The organism is Butyrivibrio sp. FCS006 (assembly GCF_000424525.1).
Lineage (GTDB): Bacteria > Bacillota > Clostridia > Lachnospirales > Lachnospiraceae > Butyrivibrio.
In genome coordinates this window covers 848802-871250 of record NZ_KE384203.1, presented here as the reverse complement: position 1 = coordinate 871250, position 22449 = coordinate 848802, and the positions used below count along the sequence as shown (strand labels likewise).

The window sequence follows — 22449 nt, the reverse complement described above, 5'->3', positions numbered from 1 at the left end:
TGGCTGATGCCTACAACACAGCACTTCTTTTCGCTAAGCTTGAGCAGAATCCTGATTATGAGCTGAATGAGTTCTACCAGACAGCAAGGAATGAGGAGACTGAGCATCTGAGCTTCTGTATGGGAGATCTGTTTGCGGGGATTGTGTTGGCGTGAAAAAAATGTGTGAAATTAGCACCTTGAAATTTCACATTGAATTGAAAGACATTACTATCGGAGGTAAAGGATATGTCTAAGAACAGAACTAGCATTTATAGTCCACATTACAATAAGCTTGCTGCTAGATTTTTTAGTGAATATGTGCTTACTAACAAAGGAGACAATGTTGTTATATCGCCACTCTCCATAATAGTGCTTTTGGCTATTGCGGCAGATTCCACGGATGGAAATACAAGAAAAGAAATAGCAGGAGTTTTAAAAGGAATCCTTCCATATGACGTTGCAATGGGAATCATCTCGTTGATACAGAATGAGCTATCTGAAACAGGTGGCCTGGTTTCTTCAAATGCAGCCATTGTAAAGAAGACGATAGAGAACTCGATCAATCCGGAGTATAAGGAAAGGATTGCATCTAAATTTGGTGGCGAGCTGTTTTGTACTGATGATGTCGTATATGCTGTGAATTCCTGGGTAAAGGAGAAAACAAAAGGCCTGATAGAACAGATTGCAGATGAAAGCATGGCTGGTACGCTTATGAGCTTGATCAATGCAGTATCCTTTGAGGCGGAATGGGAAGACGAATATGATGAGGATGATATAAAGGAAGCTGATTTCAAAAACTCAGATGGTTCTAAGAGTAGGGTTGACATGATGTTCAGCAAGGAGCACTTATATATCGAAAATGAGTTTTTTACAGGATTCCTTAAACCATACAAGAATAGGGAGTATTCTTACATGGCTTTGTTGCCTAAGAATGACCATAATGAACGTATCTTTAGAAGGTCGGTTGAAAAAATAGATTTCAAAGGACTTTATGATTCTGCATCATATGATCAGGTCTTTGTGAATATGCCGGAATTTAATGGCGAATTCAGAACAGATCTAACAGAACTGCTTAAAGATATGGGAATCAACAAAATCTTTTCTTCAGAGGCAGATTTTTCTCCGCTTTCCAGTGAAGTGCTGAGGGCAGATTCGATTGTTCATAAAGCTAGGATAGAAGTGGACCGGAAAGGAACAAAGGCAGCTGCAGCCACTGCTATGTTTCTTGTTGCTGGATGTGCTCCGATGAGCAATCCGAAGGTTGTTAGGCTGGATAGACCGTTCATATATGCGATTATGCATAATGAAACGGGGTTGCCAGTATTTACTGGAATTACAAATCAAATTTAATAAGACTTAAAATCTGATCCTTTCTTTGCCTGGGACAGAATGTCGGTAGATGATGACTTCATAGCGTTTACCGACATTTTTAATTCGCGAAAAAAACATGGCCTGTAATGAAAGGAGGATTACACTGCAAATGATTGAGGAAAAATGGCAGTGTAAATTTCATATGAATATTACAGGACAAACAGCAAGTGATATTTTCAAAAAGGACTCAGTACAATTGAATATAGTTGTATCTGAGGAGGAAAAGGAAGTGAAGAGCAATCCGGAAAACTATAGCGGAATATACAGAGAAATTGCAGAACTTTTAGGTGATGCAGCAACTCAGAAAATATGGAAGCGTTTTGCTGGATTGAATATCACTTTTCCTCAGAAACTGTACTCAGTGGAATTCAGGAAAGATTTTATCAGAGAAAACATGGATGAAATGAGACCTGCAGAACTGGCGAGGACGCTGGGACTTACTGAGCGGAGAATTAGGCAGATAATTATGGAAATAAAAAATGAAATATCGCAATGAGATCAGTAAAACGATTGATTGGCAGATATATATATATGCTATTATGATTCTGTTTTAGTTAATGTCTATTTAGTTTATACAATATGTTTTAAGGTTGCATGATAAAATTAGAGTAGTACGTGTGATGCATTAGAAAGAATTATTAGTAAAAGGGGTATTATGCAATGGGCATTTTTGAAGGAATTACACATTCAGAAGAAATACAGGAGTTATTAGATGATGCGCAGTCGCAGTATGATAGTGCGAAAGGCAGATTAGATACGCAAAAGAAGAATACTACAAAGAGTCTCGAGAAGCTTGGAAAAGAGAAAGTTCATGCTTGGTCTAAGGATATGAATAAATTTTTGGATTCTTTTGGCTCCTTCAATAATGTTCAAATGGTGTGTAAGATCGATGAAAACTACAACTTTTTGGGAAAGAATGAAACACCTAATGAGCTTATGGTTAATATGCGTAATGCATCATATAATGCTGATGAAATAATAAAAGCCGGGGCATTATCGGTTGGCACAGGAGCACTGGTCGGTATTGCGACGTATGGTGGAGTAGCCATGTTTGCAAATGCTTCTACAGGGACAGCAATAGCTACGTTGAAAGGTGTAGCGAAGAAGAATGCTACTTTAGCTTGGCTCGGTGGTGGATCCATAGCTTCAGGAGGTATGGGGATGGCTGGTGGAACAGTTGTCCTTGGGGGAGTTGTTGTAGGAGCTATTGCTGTTGCTGGTGGATTAATCGCAGGAGCAAAAGGAAAGGCTAAGCTTGCTGAAGCTAGAAGAGTACATGCAGAAGCAGAATCTGCCGTGTCTCAAATGAATGTTGTTATTACAGGTATGCAAGGAATAGAGAATGTTTCAAACAATTACAGGGACTTTATTTCGAAGCTTTCCGGGTTATTTACTCCATATCTTAAAGAGATGGATAATATAGCGAGCAAATACCAAAGAGGAAGCGATGGTAAAGTTGATTTCAATGATCTTTCAGAGATGGAACAGAAAACGTTGCACCTCTCATGGCTACTTGCTCAATTATATTACCACATTTTGTCTGCTCCGCTTTTGAATGAACAAGGGGAGATAGAACCATCTTCTAGGCAATTGTTGCAGAAGGCTCAACAAGAATATGTTCAGCTTACAGGGCAGGCTACGGAATTAGAAAATGAGAAGAAAAAGATTAATGATCTTTTAGTAGATGCCCAAAAAACTTTTTCCAAGGCATCTCAGTCATATTATAAGAAGAAACAGACAACAAGCAATAAGCTGATAGATATAGGGAAAAATAGAATTGATCTTTGGGAAAAGACATTTTCCCCGTTCATGGATTCATTATCCAATTTTGAAGATATTAGTGTGAGCAACACATATCCATACAGCGTAACAGACATTCCGATTGAGTTTATCTTTGAGAGTAGTGACTCTGTATTATCATATATCAAGCGATTGAGAACGAGTGGGATAGATGCATTAGGGAATACGGGGTTTGTAGAAGTTGCTCTGTTTGGAGGAGAAGATTTTTTAGGAGAGTTGTCCCAATTGGATAACGATAATAATGCAGCGAATAGTGTTCATAGGCATAATATGTCACTGTGGTTCACGGGTGAACTTGATCCGACCATTTCTGATAATACACCATTTGGAGAAGTTTCAGATTATTATATCTCGACTGTAAAACAAACAGTAGATGGGATATCGGGAAGAGAGAATCTTGCTCAGGCATCTGCTGTAAATCAGGAGGTTAAAGAGCTTTCAAATAAGATTGGTCGTGCAGTATCTGATTTTGATGCTACAATCAAGAAAATAGGAAAAATTGAGAAGACATTAAAAAAATACAATAAAATACAGGCAAAATTTCTTAAGAAAATTGAGGAAATTAGAGCAGAACATCAGACAGCCAATGAGACTGTAAAGTATGATTTGCTTTCAGAGGCTGAAAAACGTGTGTTTGAAATGTCTTTTGTGATGGCAAAAATTCAGTATACTATTTTAGCTTCTTGTATTCTTACACAGAGCAATGGCGGCGATGTAGATGATGCAGATATTGTTATTGATACTGCAAACAGTGCGTATAGGTCTTTAATGAGGGATTCATTTAAGAAAGCTGGTGATGATGACATAGAGACTATAAATGTAATGTGGAAGGAAAATGCAGATAGGGCAATGGTTGTTGGATTCGCAACAGCTGCAATATGCATTGCGGTAATGATTGCTCAACTGATAGCAGGAAATCTGATCGGTTTAGTAGGTATAGCTGGAGTACTTATAGCATTTCCTATATTCTTTTATTTTAAGAATCTATCACAGAATAAATTATTTATGTGGAGATGTATTAGGATTGCAGTGGCTATTCTTGTTGTGGGTGCTGCTGAGATAATTAGATTGGTGGTGTGAGACATGGCTGTTTTTAAAAAGACTGCCAAAGATGCTGCAAAAGAAGCTGGCATTATATCAGGAAGTATGATGGCTCAAAATGCCCAAAATGCTACGAATGCAGCTGTTGATGGTATGAATTATTTTAGGGCCAAAGTGGCTAGCCCAATTATCCAAAATGGAACATTTGAAGCTGGAAAAGGAAATTTGTTTGAATATATTGAGGCGGCAAAATTCAATGTGGATGCCGCGTCTAAGGGCTCAAGACTAACTGCGTATGTCACTGATATTGAAGACCCACATGCAGCAGCAGATATTCTTATTCGCGATAATGAGACTGTTGTTAGGGAAGTACAGGCAAAATTTAGCGACTCGAAACATGCAGCAGCAGATTCAGTCACAATGCAGCGCAGGGATAAATACATGGGGATGCAACGACTGATTCGAAAAGAAGATCATTATTTTGATGAAGCTACCGGCAAAGAAACGACATTATTGAATAAGGCCAGGGAAATAGCTAAGGACAGATCGGAAATAGATGGAAATATATATCAGAAGCAATATAAGGATACATATGAAAATCTTACTGATGAGTTGCATCATGATGAGGTGTCATCTGGAGGAACAACTTTAGAAGAAATTAGGACAGCGTATGATTCACCAGATAAATATTCCAGGCAATTTGAAAGAAAAGTAGTAAAAGCAGAAATGAAAGCTAATGCTACTAATATGGCAAAGGCTTCTTTTGTAACGACTGGGATTGTATCTGGGATAAGTAATATGGTTGCCGTCTTCAAAGATGAAAAGTCTCTAGGAGAAGCAATACAGTCTATTAATTCGGATGCAGTAAAAGGCGCAGTGCGAGGAGCCGCTACAGGAGCTGTGAGTACTGCAATAAGATATGAGGGTATAAAAGCTGGGAGCAAGCTTCTAAGTGATGCGACGGCGTCAACTGTTATGGCGGGTGGCTTGATAGATGGTGGCGTTGCTTTGCTATCCTATGCAAGGGGTGAAATCAATGAATCCGAGCTGAAGGAGCAGATTGTTGATACAACTGCTAAGTCTACAATAACAATCTTTTTTTCAAGGGCGGTTACAGAGGTGATGGGAAAGGCAGTTCATCCTTTGGTGCCTTTTGCAGTGTATACAACAGCAAGCTATGTGTTCACCGCTACTAGAGAAATAATAAAAAATGCAAATTTGGAAGCCGAAGAAAGTGATCGGCTAGCAGCTATTCTAATTGAAAGCAAAAAGCAGATGGATGAATATGAGGCTAAGCTCAAGGCACAGATTTCGCAAGTTGAGCTGTCTCAGAAAAGAATGATGGAAGAATTCTTGCACTCGTTTAATTATAATTTGGAGACAGGTGAAAACTATGATGAGGCGTTAAATGCAATTGTGAAATTTGCTAACCAGGCAGGAGTAGCATTACAACATGCTTCGTTTGAGGAGTTTTCTGATGCTATGCGTAGGAAAGACGTTTTTATTTTGGAATAGTTAATCCTGTATTGATGATATTTTGCGGAAAAAGGAAATATAAAAAGAAGAAGCTAAAATACGATCATTACTAGGGGAGGTTCATTGTTAAAGTGAGCCTCTTTTTTTATGGACAGAGACAGTAATGCGAGTAATGCGAGGAGTAATGCGAGGTAATGCGAGAACGCAGATTTTTGAACTGTTGTTTGTGCGTCTTATTGGACAGTTCATCTGCTAGGATTTGTATATACCAAAAGCGGGGGCTTTGGTTGGAGAGTATGAAAAAGAGTAATGTGTGGGGGAGGATGTCTTATAAAGGCGTCCTCTTTATGTACTTTTAGGGATTATAGAACTATTCGTCAAAATGCAGTCCTTCTGGATGTGCGGACAAAATCTGAGTACAAAGAGGGGCATATTCCGGGAAGCACCAACATTCCGCTGGACGAGATTCAAAAGGTGGAAGATATCATAAAGGATCATGATGCGGAGATTTATGTATATTGCCTAAGAGGAAGCAGAAGCATAAGCGCTGTAAAGAAACTGAAGACTTTTGGCTATAAAAGAGCCAGAAGTATAGGCGGAATCGCGTCATATAAAGGATTAACAGTACTAGATTAAGAGGCAGGGATGCCTCTTTTTTGTACCGGAATGATAAATTTGTAATAAGAAGTACAATACTATTTTATCCAAATTAGCACTCTCGGTTGACGAGTGCTAATTGCGGTGTTATAGTGTTTGTAGAACAAAGGAACAGAGAAGACCGTTAGGACTTAACTTTCCTAAGATCTAAACCCTCCGTCCCATTGCTCATTAACATAGATAATGTTTTTGATGCAAAGGAGGTATGTATTATGTTAGCACCCAGTATTTTTGAAGAGAATTTTATCGATGATCTGTTTGGATTCCCAATGAATGAATTTGACGACATGGAGAGGAACATGGAGCGTAAGCTCTATGGAAGAAAAGCAAACAGGATGATGAAGACCGATATCAGGGAAAAGGATGATAACTACGAAGTATCAGTTGACCTGCCAGGCTTCAAGAAGGAAGAGATAACAGTAGAACTTGATAACGGCTATCTTACCATCAGCGCAGCAAAGGGCCTTGATAAGGACGAGAACAAGAAGGGCAAACTTATCCGTCAGGAGAGATATGCAGGATCCATGACAAGGAGCTTCTATATTGGAGACAATGTAGAGAAGGGCGATATCGAGGCAACCTACAGGCACGGAGTTCTTACGGTGACAGTTCCTAAGAAAGCCCTGGAAAAGAAGATCCCGGAAAAGAATCTGATAGCTATTGAAGGATGAAAAAGCTTTATTTTAAGGCACCCGGTACAATCAGTACCGGGTGCCTTTTCTACTAAACACCTCAGAATGTTATAATTTAAAGGAAAAAAGCATTGTACGAGGAGTTTAATAAATGAGCAGATTAAAAGAATTACGCATCCATCATGGGGAAGGTTTTGCAGAAAGTGGGATTGTTTGCGTGTTTTTCGACTTCTGTGGAGGTGGAACAGCATCCACAAGTGACGGAGATATGAAAAATATGACTATTGAGACGGAAGCTGCCGATCTTGATGCAGTGCTTGATACTGTAATAGAGCTCCCGTATATCAATAGCGAAGCCATATATCTCCAGGGTGAAAGCCAGGGCGGCTTTGTATCGGCCATTGTTGGCGCAAGAAGGAAAAGTGATATAAAGGGTCTTATCCTGTGGTATCCGGCATTTGTCATACCGGACGATGCCAGAAAAAGACTGGAAACAGGAAATTCGAGCATGTTTGGCAGGGAAATAACTGCTGAATATGATAATGTCGCAAAGAATATAGATGTTAAGCAGCTCCAAAGAGGCTTTGGGAAGCCGGTTCTTCTTATACATGGGGACCGGGATGACGTGGTGCCAATAGAGTATTCAAGGGAAGCTGCAGCCAACTATGGATATGCCACGCTTAAAGAGATACGTGGTGCAGGCAATGGATTTGACGGGCAGGATAGCGTTAATGCAAGAGAGATGTCCATCGAGTTTGTAAAGATTTATGAGGGAATAGCAGGCTTAAAATAGAGGTAAGGTCACAATTTCCCTCAAGCTAAGCAGGAGATGCTATGGCGAGAAATGTTCCCAGATTGTGTGTTAATTGTGGAAGGACGTTTACAGCCCAACATGGAGGAGCTATGTTCTGCTCACTGTCATGTAAGAGGATGTATGGCAACCATGTGAGCTTTAGATGCAGGGATTGCCGGAATGCTTCCTGTAAGGTCAGAAACAATGACCTGGTAAATTCGCCTCCGGACTGTGAAAACCTAAAGAACCCCAATAGGGCAGATTAAAGGCTGAAAAGTCGAATCATGTGACGACTTCTCAGCCATGCTTTAACTGATCATTTTGTTTTTACAGAAATAAAGAGGATTGTAAGCGATTGGAAATAGATTCATCAAGGGTGATGGGAGAATGAACAGATGAATTATATTGCAGAAATGAGAAAGCACGTAGGTCATGATCTGGTTATGACTGTCGGATGTGGCGTGTTAATAGAAAACGAAAAGGGAGAGCTTCTTCTTCAGAGAAGGAGTGACACCGGACAGTGGTGTGTACCAGGTGGGGCTCTTGAACCTGGAGAAACATATGTAGAAGCAGCAATAAGAGAACTGAACGAAGAAACTGGAATCCTTGTTTCGGATTTAAAACTCTTTGGACTATATTCAGGTTCCGACAGGAAAATACAATATCCTAACGGAGACGTGGTATATTCACTCTCCGTTATTTTTATTACGACAAATTATTCGGGAGAAATATCGGTTCCCGATGGTGAAGCATTGGAGCATAGATTCTTTGACAGAGATACTATTCCAAAGGAGCTGTTTGTTCCAGACGCAAGACCGATTCTTGATTGGGCTAAAGGCATAAAGGAAGTAGAAGTTAAATGAACAGCATATTTATTAATTCTCCCGCAACTATTGTCATCATTGGGATCAATATCATTATATTTGCCTTGGTAAACCTTCGGGCGTTTGATGTAAAAATGCTCGGATCTTCATATATGGATACTATACAGAACAGACAGTATTACAGGATAGTGAGCAGTGCGTTTACCCAGAAGGAAGTGTTGCATCTTGCCTGTAATATGTACTCGCTTTATAACATTGGAACAGTCCTTGAGCATGTCCTTTCTACAAAACTATATTCTATATGTTACATCGTAATCATGCTGTTCGGAGGGTATTTTTCCGCACGTTTCCATAAAAAAGGCTCGCCTTTTACATATTCCATTGGAGCATCCGGAGTGATATGCGGTCTATTGGGGATATATATGGTGATCGCATTTAGAGTGTTTGGGTTTGGAGGCATAAGATCTCTTATACCGACAATAATCCTTCTTATCGCAATGACTACATCAAAGAGGATAGACTCAATCGGACACTTTACCGGACTGATAGTTGGAATTATATGCGGCTTTGTTTTGGTCAGTTTATATTCTTATGGTTATTAACTAAAACTTACCAGTTTTTACATAGGGAGCTGCGAGTTAATTTATATATAATATAACGTTTATTATGGGTTTATAATACGTTGATATAATGCTTTTGGGACCTGATGTAGCAGAGGAAACAAAAGTGGGAAAAAGAATTACGGAAAAGAATATATACAAAGAAAGAGCAATTGAGTCCTGTGGCTTCTGCAACCGGACATGCTGGGCTCTGCGCAGAAACAATATAACCGATGTTTTTGCCCTAATACATATATACAACAAGGGTACACTTGGAAGTATAAAGGGAATAGGTGAAAAGGGATATGCGGAAATAGAGAAGTATATTTCAGAAGAATACTTGGATTCGCAGGAATACTAAATATAATTAACTCTTTCGCTATTCATGGGTAGTGGGGGAGTTTTTTATTGACAAAAACGAGGATATGGTTGTTAAATATAGAGCGTTGCCCTAGAAATGCTTAATAGAGAGGGAAAGTGCATGACAATCACTGATTTTATCAATTTACAGTCGGATCCAAAGATCAAAGAGATTCTTAATGACGTATATAAAACAATCAGGGAAGCCATTCCTGATGCAGAAGAGTGTATTTCATGGAATATGCCGACATTCAGAAAGGGTAAAAACATAATACATTTTGCTCCGGCAAAGAAACACTTAGGAATTTATCCCGGTCCTGATGCAATAGAAGCATTCGCCGGAAGGCTTACTGATTTTAATACCAGCAAAGGTGCTATACAGTTTCCATATAACAAAGAGATTCCATACGAACTTATAGCTGAAATTGCAAAGTGGAGCTACGAACAAAATGCCGTTGAATGAAAAATGTTAAGAGGGCTTAGTTAAAGCCCCCTCAGTTACTAAGCCTCATTGTAATGAGCTGAAGATTGCCAGTTCCAAAGAACAGTGAGTTTCTAATCATACCAATTCTGTACAGGCTCAGCACATAAAACATCACACACATGATATGGAAGATACCAAACGTGTTTATAAGCTCCTCTACAGTTGGCGGATATCCATGTCTTCGCGTATAATTTCCGACAAATTCTGCGATTTGTGATTCAAGTTTTTCCATTTGTGAAATCCCCTTTAATACATAATTATAGTAAAAAAATTAAAGCATTCTTTTTAGGTCATTACGGATTTTTGTAACCTGAGATATGGCATTTTCACATTCTCTTTTCGCTTTCCCTATCTGGGACTGTACAATTACATCCATGAGGAATCCGTCGCAGAAAAGATCACCGAATGTCAAAAATCCATTAATATGAACTGATGAATATCCGTCAACGTCACGAAGTTCTTTGGAAAACTTGGCTAGCGCTTTCTTTGCTTCGTTTATTTCATGCTCAGCATCGCTCATTTTGCCGTGCTTGATCAGACCACTGATAAATCCGCCTCCAAGAGTATCAAAAAGTCCCCATCCACTTGCGCTTGAGAGGCTTCTTTTTGCCCTTTCAAGATGGTCAAGTGCCACATCAGCAGCTTCTATTGCCTCCTGTATCTCTCTTGTTCTCATGTCGTACATAACTGTTCCTCCATAAGTGTCTAAGGTGAACTATTACTAATATTATGGTAGAGCAGAGTATAGCGAAAATATATGACAGATGTAGTGTGATAAGCCGGCTTATTTTACTTTTTTAGAGAACGAATAATAGCATTTTAATGAACACAATTTCTACATATCATTTTTAGGATATTTTAAGACAGCATATATAATATGTATCCATAAGGAACAGAGATGTTTTCCCCCCACACATATTTTCATAACACATATGCTGCCAGCAGGCATTTTTACTGGCAGCAAACCTCCCACGAAATAGCTCAAAAAGAGCTTTCCAAATATTCGATAGACTCGCCTCTTCCTGTGCCATATTGTTCACAGGATGGATAGGTGATGTCTGAACATTATGAATAATTAAATACACTATCTTGTATTATGACAATAGTGGTACTACAATATTATGTATAAGAAACCCGTAAACTTTATTTGTTCCAATGGAGAGTGATCATGATCACACAGTTCCCGGAAGTAATAACTATTGATGGTTTCGTTTACAAAAAGATGTCCCAGAGGGCAAGTGGAGGAGCATATTATGACTCAAAAGATAACCCTTCTGAGATAACATCAAAGTCGATATGCCTGTATCCTGATGGTGAACTCACATACAGCTGGAGAGGTGTAGAGCAGAAGTGGAATAAAAGCTACAGAATTGTAGGTAGACAGGCGTTTAACTGAATATGGACAAATGGGCTTCACTGCAGAGATGCGGTGGAGCTTTTTATTGAGAAATTCAGTTATATAGAAGCATTTATCGATTTGTTATTCATATTTTAGCGAATATTTACATAATAGTGTTAGAATTAAGTAGGAGTTATCTTATAGTAAAGGTAATAGATTAGGTGGGGGTATTATGGACTTAAAGTGGATCTTTAAATCTATGAGCATAGTTGTTCTTTTCCTGGTAATCTCTATGTGTATCTTTTTGATGCCTGTTTCTGCATCAACAGATTCCCAAGCTACCGAATTTACAATTGGAGTGCCAATAGACAGGTGTCCTATGTTTTACATTGACAGCGATTCCGGTGAAATCGTAGGAATCGGAGTAGATCTCATGAAATCAGCCGCTAAGGAAGCTGGTTTTGAGGTCGTATTCAAGGCCATAAGTGAACCTAATCTTAAAGAAGCTCTTGATAATACTGAGTATGACTTGGTTATGCCCTTTGGCAGTGCTGTTACAAGCGCATCTGGGGACGCAACCATCGTATCAGAAAATCTCATACAAACCCCATTTACCATTGTCAATATTGGTAAACAGTCTATTTCTGACATAAGTGCCATTAGAATCGGAATGTTAAAATCACAGGGCGGGGTCGCAGAAACTGTAAAACAGTTATACCCTGGAATAACGATAATCCTTTACGATTCCATGGCTGACTGCATTAAGGCGCTTAGAAAAAACGAAGTAGATGCACTTTTGCATAACTCATATACTTGGAGCTATGTGCTTCAAAAACCATCCTATAAGGATCTTAAAGTACAGCCTTCTGCCATGTTTTCAATGGATTTTCGTGCCGGCACTCTTGATACCGCAGAGGGAAGAAAACGCATTGAACTTATAAATGAAGGAATTACAGCTATTCCTGAAACCAAAAAGCAGGCTATAGCCCTTGATTACACTACTAGAGATCTATATGTGTACTCTTTCTGGGATTACCTGTATCAATATAAGTATTTCCTTATTGTCGGGACTATTCTTTTTATTGCGCTTGTTATTATGATTGTCTTAAGACAGAAATCATATTTCGAAGAACAGAAGGAAAAGATGCGACTAATGGAGGATATCGATCCTCTCACCGGCGTACTTAGTCACAATGGTTTCAGGAAAAAGGTTGAGGAACTCCTTATCAATAACCCAGATACGGCATATACGATATCGTATAACAACATAAAGGACTTCAAGTTTATCAACGACAGCTTTGGATGGAAAGTGGGAGATGAGCTGCTAAAGTTCTGGACAGAGAGAAGTCTTGAAATTCTTACGGATAAAGAGGCCATTGGAAGGTATGATGGAGACCACTTTGTAATTCTTCGCTGCATGGGTGGCAATGAGCAGATTCTTCAGGATGAAAAATATGTTCTAGCCCCTGTCCGTAATTACTTAAAAGATCGCGGCAAAGACTTCATTGTAAGGTTATGCACCGGCATATATGTTCTTATGCCGGATGACTATAAGGATATAAACGTAGATAAGATGCTCGACTATGCCCGTATTGCCGAGAGAAAAGTAAGAGAAACCAAGAAAGAAGGATTTGAGTTTTATAATCCAACGCAGTGGGACAGAGGTAAGCAAAGCGCAGGAATAGTAAGCCGTCTTCCTGCAGCTGTTGAGTCAGGGGAAATACAGGTATGGTATCAGCCACAGGTAAACTATAAGACAGGAAAGATAACAGGTGCAGAGGCTCTTTGCCGGTGGAACAGTAAAAAGAATGGGAATATTTCTCCTGGAGAATTTATTCCTATTCTTGAGGAGGCAGGGCTCATCTACGATCTTGATTGTCATGTGTGGGACACTGTATGCAAAGACTTAAGACGTTGGAATGAACAGGGTAGAGATATTTGTGTGTCTGTAAACCTTTCAAGACAAGATATTGTAAAGAACCCCGATGTGGCAGAGCATTTTAATACTTTAAAAGAGTTCTATAACCTGTCGCCAAAGCAGCTTCGTATTGAGATAACGGAAAGCGCATATGTTGAGAACTCAGATGTCATCATAAAGACCACCGCTAAGCTTCGTGAGGCTGGCTTTGAAGTTGAGATGGACGATTTCGGTAGCGGATACTCATCACTAAATATGTTAAAAGAAGTAGTTTTAGATCGAATTAAGCTTGATCTTCGATTCATCACAGGCTCTGGAGATCAAAAGATGGGGCGGACGATACTTAGCTACATGGTTCAGATGCTCCAAGCTATTGGAACCTCCCTCATCGCAGAGGGTGTGGAGACATTGGAACAGGCAGATTTCCTCGGAAGCATTGGATGTGAGGAAATGCAGGGGTATTACTTCTACAAGCCCATGCCGGTAGATGAGTTTGAGAAACTTGATGGATTTGAAAAGAAATCAGATTTGAAATAATGTACGAATGGCTTAATAGGCAAAAGTAAAATTGGTGCCCTAACATAGAGTTTAGGGCACCTTTTTTGTGATGGCCATAGGAAGATGACAAACGCAAGTTCGACAACCTAGGTGTGGTTATTGGACACCTTGTGCGCTAGGATATAGTCATCAGATGCAGATGAGCTGCATATGAAGTTATTTGTTGGGTGACATATAGATGGGGAGATGGCAGTAGCTGTCTTCCTTTTTGCTTAATAGTAAAAAAGTTGCCACCGCTACAGTGGCAACGGACGCAAACGCTTTGTGATATATTTCAACTACCGGGATGGAAAATGATTATTTCCAGGAACATCAGTAGGAAAAACATGGCAATAGTGTAAATGGCTATTAGACCTACAGCGCCGATTGCGCGTATGAATTTGTTGCTGTTCCTGCAGGGTGGGAATATCTTCTGTATTCCCAGGTAGTTGTAGCCGATTAGAATGTCACCGAGCATGATCAGTAGGAGGAATATCCGTTCAAGCCATAGTGCCGGTCCAAACGTGTTTTTTACTTCTAATGACAAGCACAGCCAGAAGACCATTATATAGACCGGAATTGCCACTATCATCTTGCCGGGAGTCATGGTTCTGAATCCTGGCGGAAGGACTGATGTCAGAGATACTTGTTCAGCTTCTGATGATAGGTCATTGCCCAGAGCTTTCATGAGAGCAACCTTTAGCTCTTTTACAGAATGAAAACGTCTGGACGGATCCATCTGAGTACACTTACTGATTATGGAATCAAACTTGTGGGTGTTAATTGCAAGGAATTCAGAGGCTTCTTTAAGGATAATGCCAAGTGAGTATATATCTGTTTGTGGTGAGGACTCACCAAAACCATATTGCTCAGGTGCAGCATACCCCTGAGTGCCAAGTAGTACTGTATCTGAACTGCGGTCTTGATCAGAAGATCTGTATTTTGCGGCGTTGAAGTCCAGAAGCATCACATTATCGTAATGAGTGATTATGATGTTTGATGGCTTGATATCTCTGTGTATCAGAGGTGGATTGTGAGAATGCAACTTTTCCAGAATATCACAGAGGTTGATCATATAATGACCTATTTGCTCTGTGGATAGTTTTCCCGATTCAATGATTTCCTTAAGCGTTGTTCCGGGAGCAAATGCTTCAATCACGGTAAGAGTGCCATTATCTTCGAAATAATCGATTACCTGTGGAATTCCGACTATCGGGTTTTCCTTTAGGTATTTATATACATCTATTGAATATACATCCAGTACTTTTTTTACAAAAAATTTACCTGTGTCCTGATGTTGGACAAGGTAGATCTTATGAGGCTCATTGATGGTGGCCACCACTTTGTAATATGAAATTGAAAGGCGCTGTTCAAGATCCACTAATACATCCCCTTTCGGAACAACTGTTGATGCTTATATTTTATCACTGTTTGGAGGTTCATATGCAGGAAAAAGAGACTAAAGAACTTGAGAAGGTTTTAGGAAAAACACATCTGTCAGACTATGACAGTTTTGTGGAGGATAACAGGGACAGTATGCTCTCAGCTTCAAATTCGTTCTCCACATATGTTAAGGGGTTGATGGCTCAAAAAGGAATATCGCAGCAGACAGTATTCCTTAACGCCGATGTACCGGAGCGATATGGTTATAAGCTCCTTTCCGGTGAAAAGCATACTAAGCAGAGAGATGTAATTTTAAGGCTTTGCTATGCTGCAGAATTTACTCTTTCTGAAACACAGAGGGCACTGAAGAAATATGGAATGTCCGAGCTCTATGCCAAGGATGAGAGAGATGCACTGATCATGATTGTTTTCAATGAAAGACCAGGAAGCATCATTGATGTGAATGGACTTCTTAAGGAGCATGGATACTTGCCTTTAAGGACAAGTGGAGTACAGGAATAATTATTGAAAATTGCCGCCGTAACAGGGGCAACGGAGAGAAAAACTCCTTGTTATAATGATTTAAAGGTTACGTTATTTTGTTTAAAACGTAACATTGATACGGATTATATGCCGTGTTTTTCAATAAGAAAGCAGGCATCATATGAAGAAAAAAACATTTTGTATTTTTAACATTATCTTTCCACTGCTTGTTGGGGCAGTGATCTATTGGTTCACATCTACGGATGTGATTTTCGTGGAGGCAGTCAGGTCAATTTGGGGAATGGCCATACTTACAGGGATAGGTAATATCGATGGAGGTCTTGCCAGGCTCGTCAGGTATTACATGTCAGATATCCTTTGGGCATACGCTTTAGTTTTTGCTTTGTATTTAGCAGTAGGTAGTAATGCAGCAAGAGTTAAAACAGCTTTTGTGATTGCAGTAGTGTTTTCTGCAGTCATGGAGGTTATTCAGCTCTCCCCAGTAATCCCGGGAACATTTGATGTAATTGATATATTGGTCGAGGCAACAGCTGAAGCAATTGCTGCGCTTATTATAAAAAAACAATATGAGGAGGCAAGCAATATATGAAAAACAAAATGAAATGGTTACCTGTATTACTCTGTCTTGTGCTTTTTGCAGGCATGGCGATTGGAAGTGGTTCATCTTCAAGTTCTGATGGTGATAAGCAGATATCCAGTGTTACAACGTCCTCTGATTCAGGAAGTGAAGAATCAGATACAGGTGGTACGGAGGCAGGTGCGGCAGAGCAGGCTCAGGAAGAAAAAAAGGAAGAGACTCCGGCTGTAACAATTGAAGAGCAGGTTCTCTTTGATGACAATGATATCAAGATCACAGCGACAGGCATTGAGGATTCATGGGCAGGAACAAAGCTTACACTTTTGATTGAGAATAATTCTGCAAAGAGCATTACGGTACAGGCCAGAAATGCAAACGTAAATGGCTACATGGTTGAAACTATGATGTCTGCTGATGTGGCTGCTGGTAAGAAAGCAAATGATGGACTGACATTCCAGACGTCAGGACTTAAGGAATGCGGTATTGAGCAGATTGCGACCATGGAGTTCTTGTTCCATATCTTTGATTCAGAGAGCTGGGATGAGATAGTAGATACGGATGTGATAAAAATTGATACATCCGTCGCAGAAGGATACGTTCAGAATTACGATGACTCTGGTGAAGTCCTGGTAGATACAAATGGAGTGAAGATTGTAGGCAAGGGCCTTTCTGATAAAAATTCTTTCTTCGGTCCAGGAGTCATCCTTTATATAGAGAACAACTCTGATCAGGACATTACTGTCCAGGTAAGGGATGTATCGGTAAATGGATTCATGGTAGATTCTTCCATGTCTGAAGATGTAGTTGCTGGGAAGAAAGCAATAAGTGCGGTAACATTCTTCAATTCAAGCCTGGAAGAGAATGGAATAACGGATATCACCGATGTTGAGCTGTTCTTCCATATCTTTGACCTGAAATCTTGGGATACAGTTTTTGATTCGGATGTTATAACAATTAAGTTCTAAAGTAAAAGGAGAATAGGATTTATGAAAATTTGGAAGTTGGTGGCAGGGATTTTGACAATTGTATTCTTTATAATTGTGGCATTCCAGTCTTGTGCAGCAGGCGTGGTAAATGCGCTTGAGGAGAATGGAGGTTCGTCGGGATCTGCCGGAATCATAGTTGCTATCCTGATGCTTGCTGGCGGAATTGTTTCTATCGCTACAAGAAAGAGTTCCGGAAAAGGTGGCAATATAGCACTTATTATTATCTTTGGACTTGCAGCGCTGATAGGGTTTGCCGGACATGGTAATTATAGCGATCTGGTAATATGGTCAGGATGGTGCCTGATTAACGCCGCAGTTGCAGTAATAGCAATTGTCACAGGAAAGAAGAAAACTGAAGTAACTAATGATGAATCGCAATAATATTTAACAAAAAATTCATGTAGTAGTTTCAGAAAAGACCTCGTTTGAGGTCTTTTCCCATTTTATAGGATAGTACGCTATGAACGACTATTAGTAGACACTGGCTGATTTTTTGAGCACGACCATTCTTCTACAATAATGGAGTGATCGCTTTCGTTTGGAAAGGAGATAAATCCGTGACGGTAGGGGAAGTGCAAAACAGGATTCAGATGCTGATGGATGATCGTAAGTGGACATATTACAGGCTGGCAAAAGAGGCAGGCGTAACAACTACTACAATAACAGATATTTTTAAAAGAGATACATTCCCTAAAATGGAATTGATGAACAGTATCTGTGCGGCTTTTGGGATGACTTTTGGAGATTTTAGTTCTTTTGATATGAGCACTTCCGAGAATATGCCTTTAACACCACAGGAAGCGAGAATTGTGGCTTATTTACGTAAGCTAAGCGCAGCAAATAGGAAAGCTGCTGAGGGCTATCTTGAAGGTTTGGTGGTGGCATCTGAAAATGATGCAAGAGAATCTCTTGAACAAAAATTGCATGTCTCAAAACAGAAAAAGTCTGAATAAACAAAAAGCTAATGCCGCAGGGTGATTGGGAATGACCAGTCACCCTGTTTTTTTATGAGGATATGGAGGAAATAAAATGCCGAGGAGGACAACATTGGAACAACGCATCGATTTTTACATAAAAAGCTTTGGATTGGATCCGGCAGTGGTACTTGATATGACGAGGAAAATGTTAGAAGAGTATAAGGATCGTAGGAAATCATTTAATCCATTAATGTTACAACTGCCGCCAATGACTGAAAAAGAGATTCTGAAAAATAAGCAGGAGTTGAGAAGAGAATTCCTCAAGTTGATGAAGAAGGATAGGAAAAAGCATAATGAGGCACAGACGACTTTTGTGTATAAGGCTGTAAGGGCGCCGTGGCTTTGGGATAAGTTGATTGGGCTGTTGGATATGGTTGCGGATTTCAGCTATAAGGGAGAACTGTATAAAAAGATTCTTTGGAGCGCATATTTCACAGATGACGATCCTATGACTAATGAGCAGCTTGCTGATGAAGTAAACGTTTCGGATGATGTGATCGATTATAGGAAAAGAGAAGCTATCAAGCTATTCGGGCTTTTCATTTGGATCTATGCTTCTCGAAGAGAGCAGGAAGACATCATCGCAGGTATAGTGAAACCGGCTAATGATAATGATGATGATGAACATGATGAGAATGAAGAAGATGATGACAATGTGTGCGGAATTAAAGAAGACTGAAAGTGGCATGAATTCTGGAATTGAGGCACTATGATTGATGGAGTTGTACGGGAAGTGTTCTGTGGCTGTTCTATTGTTGTTCCTAAACTGTTCAAATTTTTTCGTGCTGACGTATTAGTTTTTTCTACATATAATATGCACTGTTGTATGAAAGGAGTGAGTATTATATGAATTCAGAAAAAACGTTAGTTCATGGGGGATGCACAAACTGTGGCTACGTCATGATGCATGTTGAGGTTGTCAAGGGATGCCTGCAATGTCCAAATTGCGGGGAGTGGCTTAGGGTAAGTGTTAAGAACAGAGGCTACTCCGCTCATCCGGCATCTGAGGAAGATATTAAGGAAGCTATTCTAATGAGGAACAAATATGCCAGGGAATGCAGGGAAGTAGCAACGCGAAATATCAGTAGGTTATAGTATTGGCTTTGAGCTCAGACATCATGGGGAAGATATCGGGCTGTTGTTGTAAGTTTGAAAACTGAATAGTTTGAGGTATATGTGAACGAAGGGCTGAATCGCAGTAAAGAATAATGTGGGGTTCTTCTATATGTAAATAGAAACCAAATGAGGAGGCGTAAGTCGAACGAGCCCCGCTCATGTGCCAAGAGTTTGCCTAGAGCTGTATATGCTGAAAATAAAAATAGCACCAAGGAGTCTGCAAAACGGAGATGTGACCATAACTTTTATGGTTTTGTTTCATTACCGTTTTGCAGGCTTCTTTTTTGATGCGAACGAAATTGCTCTAGGCGGGTTGTGTCTTCGTTTTCAGGCTCCGGAAAAGGAGAATGAAATGGAAACAAAGAACATCGGAGAAAGACTGAGACTGCTTAGAACAAGGAGCAACATGAGCCAGGAGGAACTGGCAAGAAAGCTTCACCTTGGAAGCCGAAGCGCTGTATCGGAGTTGGAGATGGAGAAAAGGACACTGTCTCCAACAATGATAAGAGAGTATGCTGAGCTCTTTGACGTGTCAGCTGACTGGATTATCTTCGGACAGGATGATAAGGAACGCATGGAAAGGAAAATAGAGACGGATGAGATACTGAAAGCATTCTTTTCAATAAGGAAGGGTTTAGTTAGGAAAGTTGCCATCGAGCAGGTTAAAGCTCTGGCAAAGCTGTGATTATAGAATTCTGAAGGCAATTTGGATGTCAATATGAGGTGTGTATGAGATGGCATGTAATTTGACTTTGGGTAATCGACTATAAAATGTTACGACGAAAGCTGATATCGATACAAAATGTATCGAACGAATCATTCATATTGACGTTTTGCCAAATGAGTGGTATTCTATCTATGTATCGACTTTTGTCAAAATTGGTGGAGGTGAAAGATGTCTAAGCTTGATGTAAGAATCACTGGAATATCCATTGAGAACTTCAAGAACGTGATATCAGGGCAGGTTGAATTAGTAAACACGAGGAAAGCATATCGAACTAGTATACTAGGGATATATGGGCAGAATGGTTCAGGTAAGACGGCGCTCATTGACGCTATTCTTCTGCTAAAATACAACCTTTGTGGCCAACGAATACCACCTATGTTTGCAGATTACATACAGGTTGATGCGGATTTTGCAAAACTCAGATTTGTGTTTAGTGTGAAGAACAAAGAATGTGAATATGAGGTTTTTTATGAGTTTTGTATAAAGAAGGAAGAAGATGTTACTGGACAGAACTCAGATATTACTACGGGTACAAAAGAAAAGTATAAAACAGTAGTATATGATGAGGTTATCAGTTACTCCTATGAATCCAAATCAGAAAAGATGAGGAAATCTACACTTATAGATACAAGGACAGACGAGTTATTTCTTCCTGCTCCTAAGCGTGAATGCCTTATTGGAAATGATAAAAAGCTCAAACTTGACTTGTTGGTTACAAAGAGGGTTGCTTCGGCATCTTCCAGATCCTTTATCTTTTCCCCTGAGTTAATAAATAACATAAGAGCTAGAAGTAACAATAATCATGATACTGAGTTCCTTAGACATTATCAGATGATAGAAAGCTTAATTACCTATGGTAATTTTGAATTATTTGTTATAAACACTGCGAACTCAGGTGTCATTAGCATGAATGCCCTGCCACTTGCCTTTAAGTACGAGAAAGCACAAAAAGGCGCCGTTGGCAATATGGTTATCCTCCTTGACGGAACTTCTATTATTCCCGAGGAAATGCTTGAGCTTGTGAAAAAAGTCATGCAGGACATGAATATTGTTTTGGAGAAAATAGTTCCGGGACTAACTATTAGTGTAAAAGATCTGGGAAAAATTGTTCAGCAGGACGGTCAAGTTGCAAACAGAATACAGCTGATGTCACATAAGAATAATAAAGAGATTCCTCTGAAATATGAGTCAGAAGGAATAAAAAAGATTGTATCAATTCTACAGTTGCTTATAGTAATCTATAACCAGACTTCTATTACGGTAGCCATTGATGAGCTGGATTCCGGTGTTTTTGAATATTTGCTTGGGGAAATCCTTAGGATATTATCGGAGAAAGGAAAGGGACAGTTAATCTTTACATCTCACAATCTCAGGCCATTAGAGACACTTGATAAAGGATTTATTGCATTTACAACAACAAATCCAAAGAATAGATATATTAGAATGAGTGGAGTTAAGGAAAACAATAACCTGAGAGATTTTTACTTCAGAGATATAGTATTAGGCGAGCAGAACGAAGAAGTTTATGATCATACGAATAACGCTGAAATAGCGCTTGCTTTCCGGGAGGCAGGTGAGATAAGTGGCTCGTAAGAAAATAGTTTTTGTAATAGTCGAGGGCCCTTCCGATGACAGTGCTTTGGGTGTAATTCTTAACAGACTGTACGATAAGAATACGGTACATGTAGAAATAACTCATGGAGATATAACTTCTGAAAGTACTGCCAAGCCGGAAAACATTGCTTCCAAAGTCGGAAATATTGTCAAAGCTTATGCAAAATCAAATCATTTTAAGCAGGAAAATTTTTTGAGTGTCATCCATATCATTGATACGGATGGGGCTTTTATTCCAAAAGATCACGTCATAGAAGATGCTAATGCTGAAGAACCGATATATACGCTTCAAGAAATAAAAACGTGTAGACCTGAGCAGATAATAAAACGTAACGAGAAAAAAAGTGAAATCATGTTAAGGTTATCAGCACTAAATAGCGTATGGGTATCTGTGCCATATAAAGCATATTATATGTCAAGTAATCTTGATCATGTGCTGTACAATAAGCTAAATAGCTCTGATGATGAAAAAGAAGACGATGCATATACTTTTGCAATCAAGTATAGGGATGACTTGGAGGGCTTCCTTTGTTTCATAATCGATTCTGATTTTTGCAAGTCGGATGACTACAAAGAATCCTGGGAATTTATTCAGAAAGATCTTCATTCCCTGGAAAGATGGTCAAATCTTGGCATTTGCTTTAAAGAAATCAGAGAAGAAAGAAAAAAGAAAATAATAAAAGTGGGATAATCAAACTTTTTGAGGGTTTGCCAAGCGTTTTGAGGGTCTGACTTGAGGGTCAGGCCCTTTTA

Annotated in this window: 26 protein-coding genes; 23 read left to right on the top strand and 3 right to left on the bottom strand. The window is 39.5% G+C overall.

Features of this window, described 5'->3' with window-relative positions; all coding sequences use genetic code 11:
- The first annotated feature begins 227 nt into the window (after nt 1-227).
- From G633_RS0111315 to G633_RS18200, 11 genes are all read left to right on the top strand, one after another.
- Nucleotides 228-1331, top strand: coding sequence for a serpin family protein (locus G633_RS0111315; RefSeq protein ID WP_026519982.1), 1104 nt, complete (start codon nt 228-230; stop codon nt 1329-1331).
- 130 nt (nt 1332-1461) lie between these two features.
- Nucleotides 1462-1848 (top strand): Mor transcription activator family protein, encoded by a 387-nt coding sequence (locus G633_RS0111310; RefSeq protein WP_051200131.1) that lies wholly within the window; start codon nt 1462-1464, stop codon nt 1846-1848.
- Between the two features lie 164 nt (nt 1849-2012).
- The gene (locus tag G633_RS0111305; RefSeq protein ID WP_026519980.1) at nt 2013-4232 is read left to right on the top strand and encodes a hypothetical protein; all 2220 of its coding nucleotides are present in this window, start codon (nt 2013-2015) and stop codon (nt 4230-4232) included.
- 3 nt (nt 4233-4235) lie between these two features.
- Nucleotides 4236-5708, top strand: a complete 1473-nt coding sequence (locus tag G633_RS0111300) for a hypothetical protein (RefSeq protein ID WP_026519979.1) — start codon at nt 4236-4238, stop codon at nt 5706-5708.
- Between the two features lie 270 nt (nt 5709-5978).
- The gene (locus G633_RS0111295) at nt 5979-6305 is read left to right on the top strand and encodes a rhodanese-like domain-containing protein (RefSeq protein WP_051200130.1); all 327 of its coding nucleotides are present in this window, start codon (nt 5979-5981) and stop codon (nt 6303-6305) included.
- Nucleotides 6306-6538: 233 nt separating this feature from the next.
- A complete protein-coding gene (locus tag G633_RS0111290) occupies nt 6539-6997 on the top strand; it encodes an Hsp20/alpha crystallin family protein (RefSeq protein WP_022770111.1) in 459 nt (152 codons plus the stop codon).
- 112 nt (nt 6998-7109) lie between these two features.
- Nucleotides 7110-7751, top strand: coding sequence for an alpha/beta hydrolase family protein (locus G633_RS18205; protein WP_051200128.1), 642 nt, complete (start codon nt 7110-7112; stop codon nt 7749-7751).
- 395 nt (nt 7752-8146) lie between these two features.
- Nucleotides 8147-8614, top strand: coding sequence for an NUDIX hydrolase (locus G633_RS0111280; RefSeq protein WP_026519977.1), 468 nt, complete (start codon nt 8147-8149; stop codon nt 8612-8614).
- Nucleotides 8611-9177: a rhomboid family intramembrane serine protease gene (locus G633_RS0111275; protein WP_026519976.1), complete on the top strand. Its 567-nt coding sequence runs from the start codon at nt 8611-8613 to the stop codon at nt 9175-9177. The genes G633_RS0111280 and G633_RS0111275 overlap by 4 nt, the downstream gene beginning before the upstream one ends.
- Nucleotides 9178-9301: 124 nt before the next feature.
- Nucleotides 9302-9535, top strand: a complete 234-nt coding sequence (locus tag G633_RS0111270) for a hypothetical protein (RefSeq protein ID WP_155828063.1) — start codon at nt 9302-9304, stop codon at nt 9533-9535.
- Nucleotides 9536-9655: 120 nt separating this feature from the next.
- The gene (locus G633_RS18200; protein WP_029232516.1) at nt 9656-9997 is read left to right on the top strand and encodes an iron chaperone; all 342 of its coding nucleotides are present in this window, start codon (nt 9656-9658) and stop codon (nt 9995-9997) included.
- A gap of 31 nt (nt 9998-10028) precedes the next feature.
- Here G633_RS18200 and G633_RS0111260 read toward each other — a convergent pair whose 3' ends face one another.
- Together G633_RS0111260 and G633_RS0111255 are read right to left on the bottom strand one after the other, a co-directional pair.
- On the bottom strand, nt 10029-10250 hold the full coding sequence (locus G633_RS0111260) for a hypothetical protein (RefSeq protein WP_026519975.1): 222 nt from the start codon (nt 10248-10250) through the stop codon (nt 10029-10031).
- A gap of 39 nt (nt 10251-10289) precedes the next feature.
- Nucleotides 10290-10703: a hypothetical protein gene (locus tag G633_RS0111255; protein WP_022770102.1), complete on the bottom strand. Its 414-nt coding sequence runs from the start codon at nt 10701-10703 to the stop codon at nt 10290-10292.
- A gap of 483 nt (nt 10704-11186) precedes the next feature.
- Here G633_RS0111255 and G633_RS0111250 point away from each other — a divergent pair, with 483 nt between their 5' ends.
- The gene (locus G633_RS0111250) at nt 11187-11414 is read left to right on the top strand and encodes a hypothetical protein (protein WP_026519974.1); all 228 of its coding nucleotides are present in this window, start codon (nt 11187-11189) and stop codon (nt 11412-11414) included.
- A 175-nt stretch (nt 11415-11589) separates the two neighbouring features.
- Nucleotides 11590-13812, top strand: a complete 2223-nt coding sequence (locus tag G633_RS0111245) for an EAL domain-containing protein (protein WP_035771097.1) — start codon at nt 11590-11592, stop codon at nt 13810-13812.
- A gap of 295 nt (nt 13813-14107) precedes the next feature.
- Here G633_RS0111245 and G633_RS0111240 read toward each other — a convergent pair whose 3' ends face one another.
- Entirely contained in the window at nt 14108-15193 is a 1086-nt protein-coding gene (locus G633_RS0111240; protein ID WP_051200126.1) for a serine/threonine protein kinase, read from the bottom strand.
- Between the two features lie 62 nt (nt 15194-15255).
- Here G633_RS0111240 and G633_RS0111235 point away from each other — a divergent pair, with 62 nt between their 5' ends.
- From G633_RS0111235 to G633_RS0111190, 10 genes are all read left to right on the top strand, one after another.
- Entirely contained in the window at nt 15256-15717 is a 462-nt protein-coding gene (locus G633_RS0111235) for a hypothetical protein (protein ID WP_022770096.1), read from the top strand.
- Nucleotides 15718-15859: 142 nt separating this feature from the next.
- Complete coding sequence (locus tag G633_RS0111230; RefSeq protein ID WP_022770095.1) at nt 15860-16288, top strand: hypothetical protein; 429 nt, start codon at nt 15860-15862, stop codon at nt 16286-16288.
- On the top strand, nt 16285-17241 hold the full coding sequence (locus G633_RS0111225; protein WP_026519971.1) for a hypothetical protein: 957 nt from the start codon (nt 16285-16287) through the stop codon (nt 17239-17241). The genes G633_RS0111230 and G633_RS0111225 overlap by 4 nt, the downstream gene beginning before the upstream one ends.
- Nucleotides 17242-17262: 21 nt before the next feature.
- Nucleotides 17263-17643, top strand: coding sequence for a hypothetical protein (locus G633_RS0111220; protein WP_026491482.1), 381 nt, complete (start codon nt 17263-17265; stop codon nt 17641-17643).
- A gap of 209 nt (nt 17644-17852) precedes the next feature.
- Complete coding sequence (locus G633_RS19370) at nt 17853-18215, top strand: helix-turn-helix domain-containing protein (RefSeq protein ID WP_155832570.1); 363 nt, start codon at nt 17853-17855, stop codon at nt 18213-18215.
- Nucleotides 18216-18291: 76 nt separating this feature from the next.
- Nucleotides 18292-18918 (top strand): hypothetical protein, encoded by a 627-nt coding sequence (locus G633_RS0111210; RefSeq protein ID WP_026491481.1) that lies wholly within the window; start codon nt 18292-18294, stop codon nt 18916-18918.
- A 167-nt stretch (nt 18919-19085) separates the two neighbouring features.
- The gene (locus G633_RS0111205; RefSeq protein WP_026519970.1) at nt 19086-19334 is read left to right on the top strand and encodes a hypothetical protein; all 249 of its coding nucleotides are present in this window, start codon (nt 19086-19088) and stop codon (nt 19332-19334) included.
- Between the two features lie 373 nt (nt 19335-19707).
- Nucleotides 19708-20040 carry a helix-turn-helix domain-containing protein gene (locus tag G633_RS18190; RefSeq protein WP_051192490.1) on the top strand — a complete coding sequence of 111 codons (333 nt, stop codon included), beginning with the start codon at nt 19708-19710 and terminating at the stop codon, nt 20038-20040.
- A gap of 210 nt (nt 20041-20250) precedes the next feature.
- A complete protein-coding gene (locus G633_RS0111195) occupies nt 20251-21675 on the top strand; it encodes an AAA family ATPase (RefSeq protein WP_022770086.1) in 1425 nt (474 codons plus the stop codon).
- Nucleotides 21665-22387, top strand: coding sequence for a hypothetical protein (locus G633_RS0111190; protein ID WP_022770084.1), 723 nt, complete (start codon nt 21665-21667; stop codon nt 22385-22387). Before G633_RS0111195 ends, G633_RS0111190 begins: the two co-directional genes overlap by 11 nt.
- Nucleotides 22388-22449 lie beyond the last annotated feature (62 nt).

Excerpts from the sequence above, each read along its gene's own strand:
- G633_RS0111310 (WP_051200131.1), top strand. The coding sequence starts at position 1,462 with ATGATTGAGGAAAAATGGCAGTGTAAATTTCATATGAATATTACAGGA.
- G633_RS0111295 (WP_051200130.1), top strand. The coding sequence starts at position 5,979 with ATGTGTGGGGGAGGATGTCTTATAAAGGCGTCCTCTTTATGTACTTTT.
- G633_RS0111250 (WP_026519974.1), top strand. The coding sequence starts at position 11,187 with ATGATCACACAGTTCCCGGAAGTAATAACTATTGATGGTTTCGTTTAC.
- G633_RS18205 (WP_051200128.1), top strand. The coding sequence starts at position 7,110 with ATGAGCAGATTAAAAGAATTACGCATCCATCATGGGGAAGGTTTTGCA.
- G633_RS0111245 (WP_035771097.1), top strand. The coding sequence starts at position 11,590 with ATGGACTTAAAGTGGATCTTTAAATCTATGAGCATAGTTGTTCTTTTC.
- G633_RS0111220 (WP_026491482.1), top strand. The coding sequence starts at position 17,263 with ATGAAAATTTGGAAGTTGGTGGCAGGGATTTTGACAATTGTATTCTTT.
- G633_RS0111275 (WP_026519976.1), top strand. The coding sequence starts at position 8,611 with ATGAACAGCATATTTATTAATTCTCCCGCAACTATTGTCATCATTGGG.
- G633_RS19370 (WP_155832570.1), top strand. The coding sequence starts at position 17,853 with ATGCTGATGGATGATCGTAAGTGGACATATTACAGGCTGGCAAAAGAG.
- G633_RS0111260 (WP_026519975.1), bottom strand. The coding sequence starts at position 10,250 with ATGGAAAAACTTGAATCACAAATCGCAGAATTTGTCGGAAATTATACG.
- G633_RS0111235 (WP_022770096.1), top strand. The coding sequence starts at position 15,256 with ATGCAGGAAAAAGAGACTAAAGAACTTGAGAAGGTTTTAGGAAAAACA.
- G633_RS0111210 (WP_026491481.1), top strand. The coding sequence starts at position 18,292 with ATGCCGAGGAGGACAACATTGGAACAACGCATCGATTTTTACATAAAA.
- G633_RS0111315 (WP_026519982.1), top strand. The coding sequence starts at position 228 with ATGTCTAAGAACAGAACTAGCATTTATAGTCCACATTACAATAAGCTT.
- G633_RS18190 (WP_051192490.1), top strand. The coding sequence starts at position 19,708 with ATGGAAACAAAGAACATCGGAGAAAGACTGAGACTGCTTAGAACAAGG.
- G633_RS0111305 (WP_026519980.1), top strand. The coding sequence starts at position 2,013 with ATGGGCATTTTTGAAGGAATTACACATTCAGAAGAAATACAGGAGTTA.
- G633_RS0111230 (WP_022770095.1), top strand. The coding sequence starts at position 15,860 with ATGAAGAAAAAAACATTTTGTATTTTTAACATTATCTTTCCACTGCTT.
- G633_RS0111300 (WP_026519979.1), top strand. The coding sequence starts at position 4,236 with ATGGCTGTTTTTAAAAAGACTGCCAAAGATGCTGCAAAAGAAGCTGGC.
- G633_RS0111225 (WP_026519971.1), top strand. The coding sequence starts at position 16,285 with ATGAAAAACAAAATGAAATGGTTACCTGTATTACTCTGTCTTGTGCTT.
- G633_RS0111280 (WP_026519977.1), top strand. The coding sequence starts at position 8,147 with ATGAATTATATTGCAGAAATGAGAAAGCACGTAGGTCATGATCTGGTT.
- G633_RS0111255 (WP_022770102.1), bottom strand. The coding sequence starts at position 10,703 with ATGTACGACATGAGAACAAGAGAGATACAGGAGGCAATAGAAGCTGCT.
- G633_RS0111205 (WP_026519970.1), top strand. The coding sequence starts at position 19,086 with ATGAATTCAGAAAAAACGTTAGTTCATGGGGGATGCACAAACTGTGGC.
- G633_RS18200 (WP_029232516.1), top strand. The coding sequence starts at position 9,656 with ATGACAATCACTGATTTTATCAATTTACAGTCGGATCCAAAGATCAAA.
- G633_RS0111290 (WP_022770111.1), top strand. The coding sequence starts at position 6,539 with ATGTTAGCACCCAGTATTTTTGAAGAGAATTTTATCGATGATCTGTTT.
- G633_RS0111195 (WP_022770086.1), top strand. The coding sequence starts at position 20,251 with ATGTCTAAGCTTGATGTAAGAATCACTGGAATATCCATTGAGAACTTC.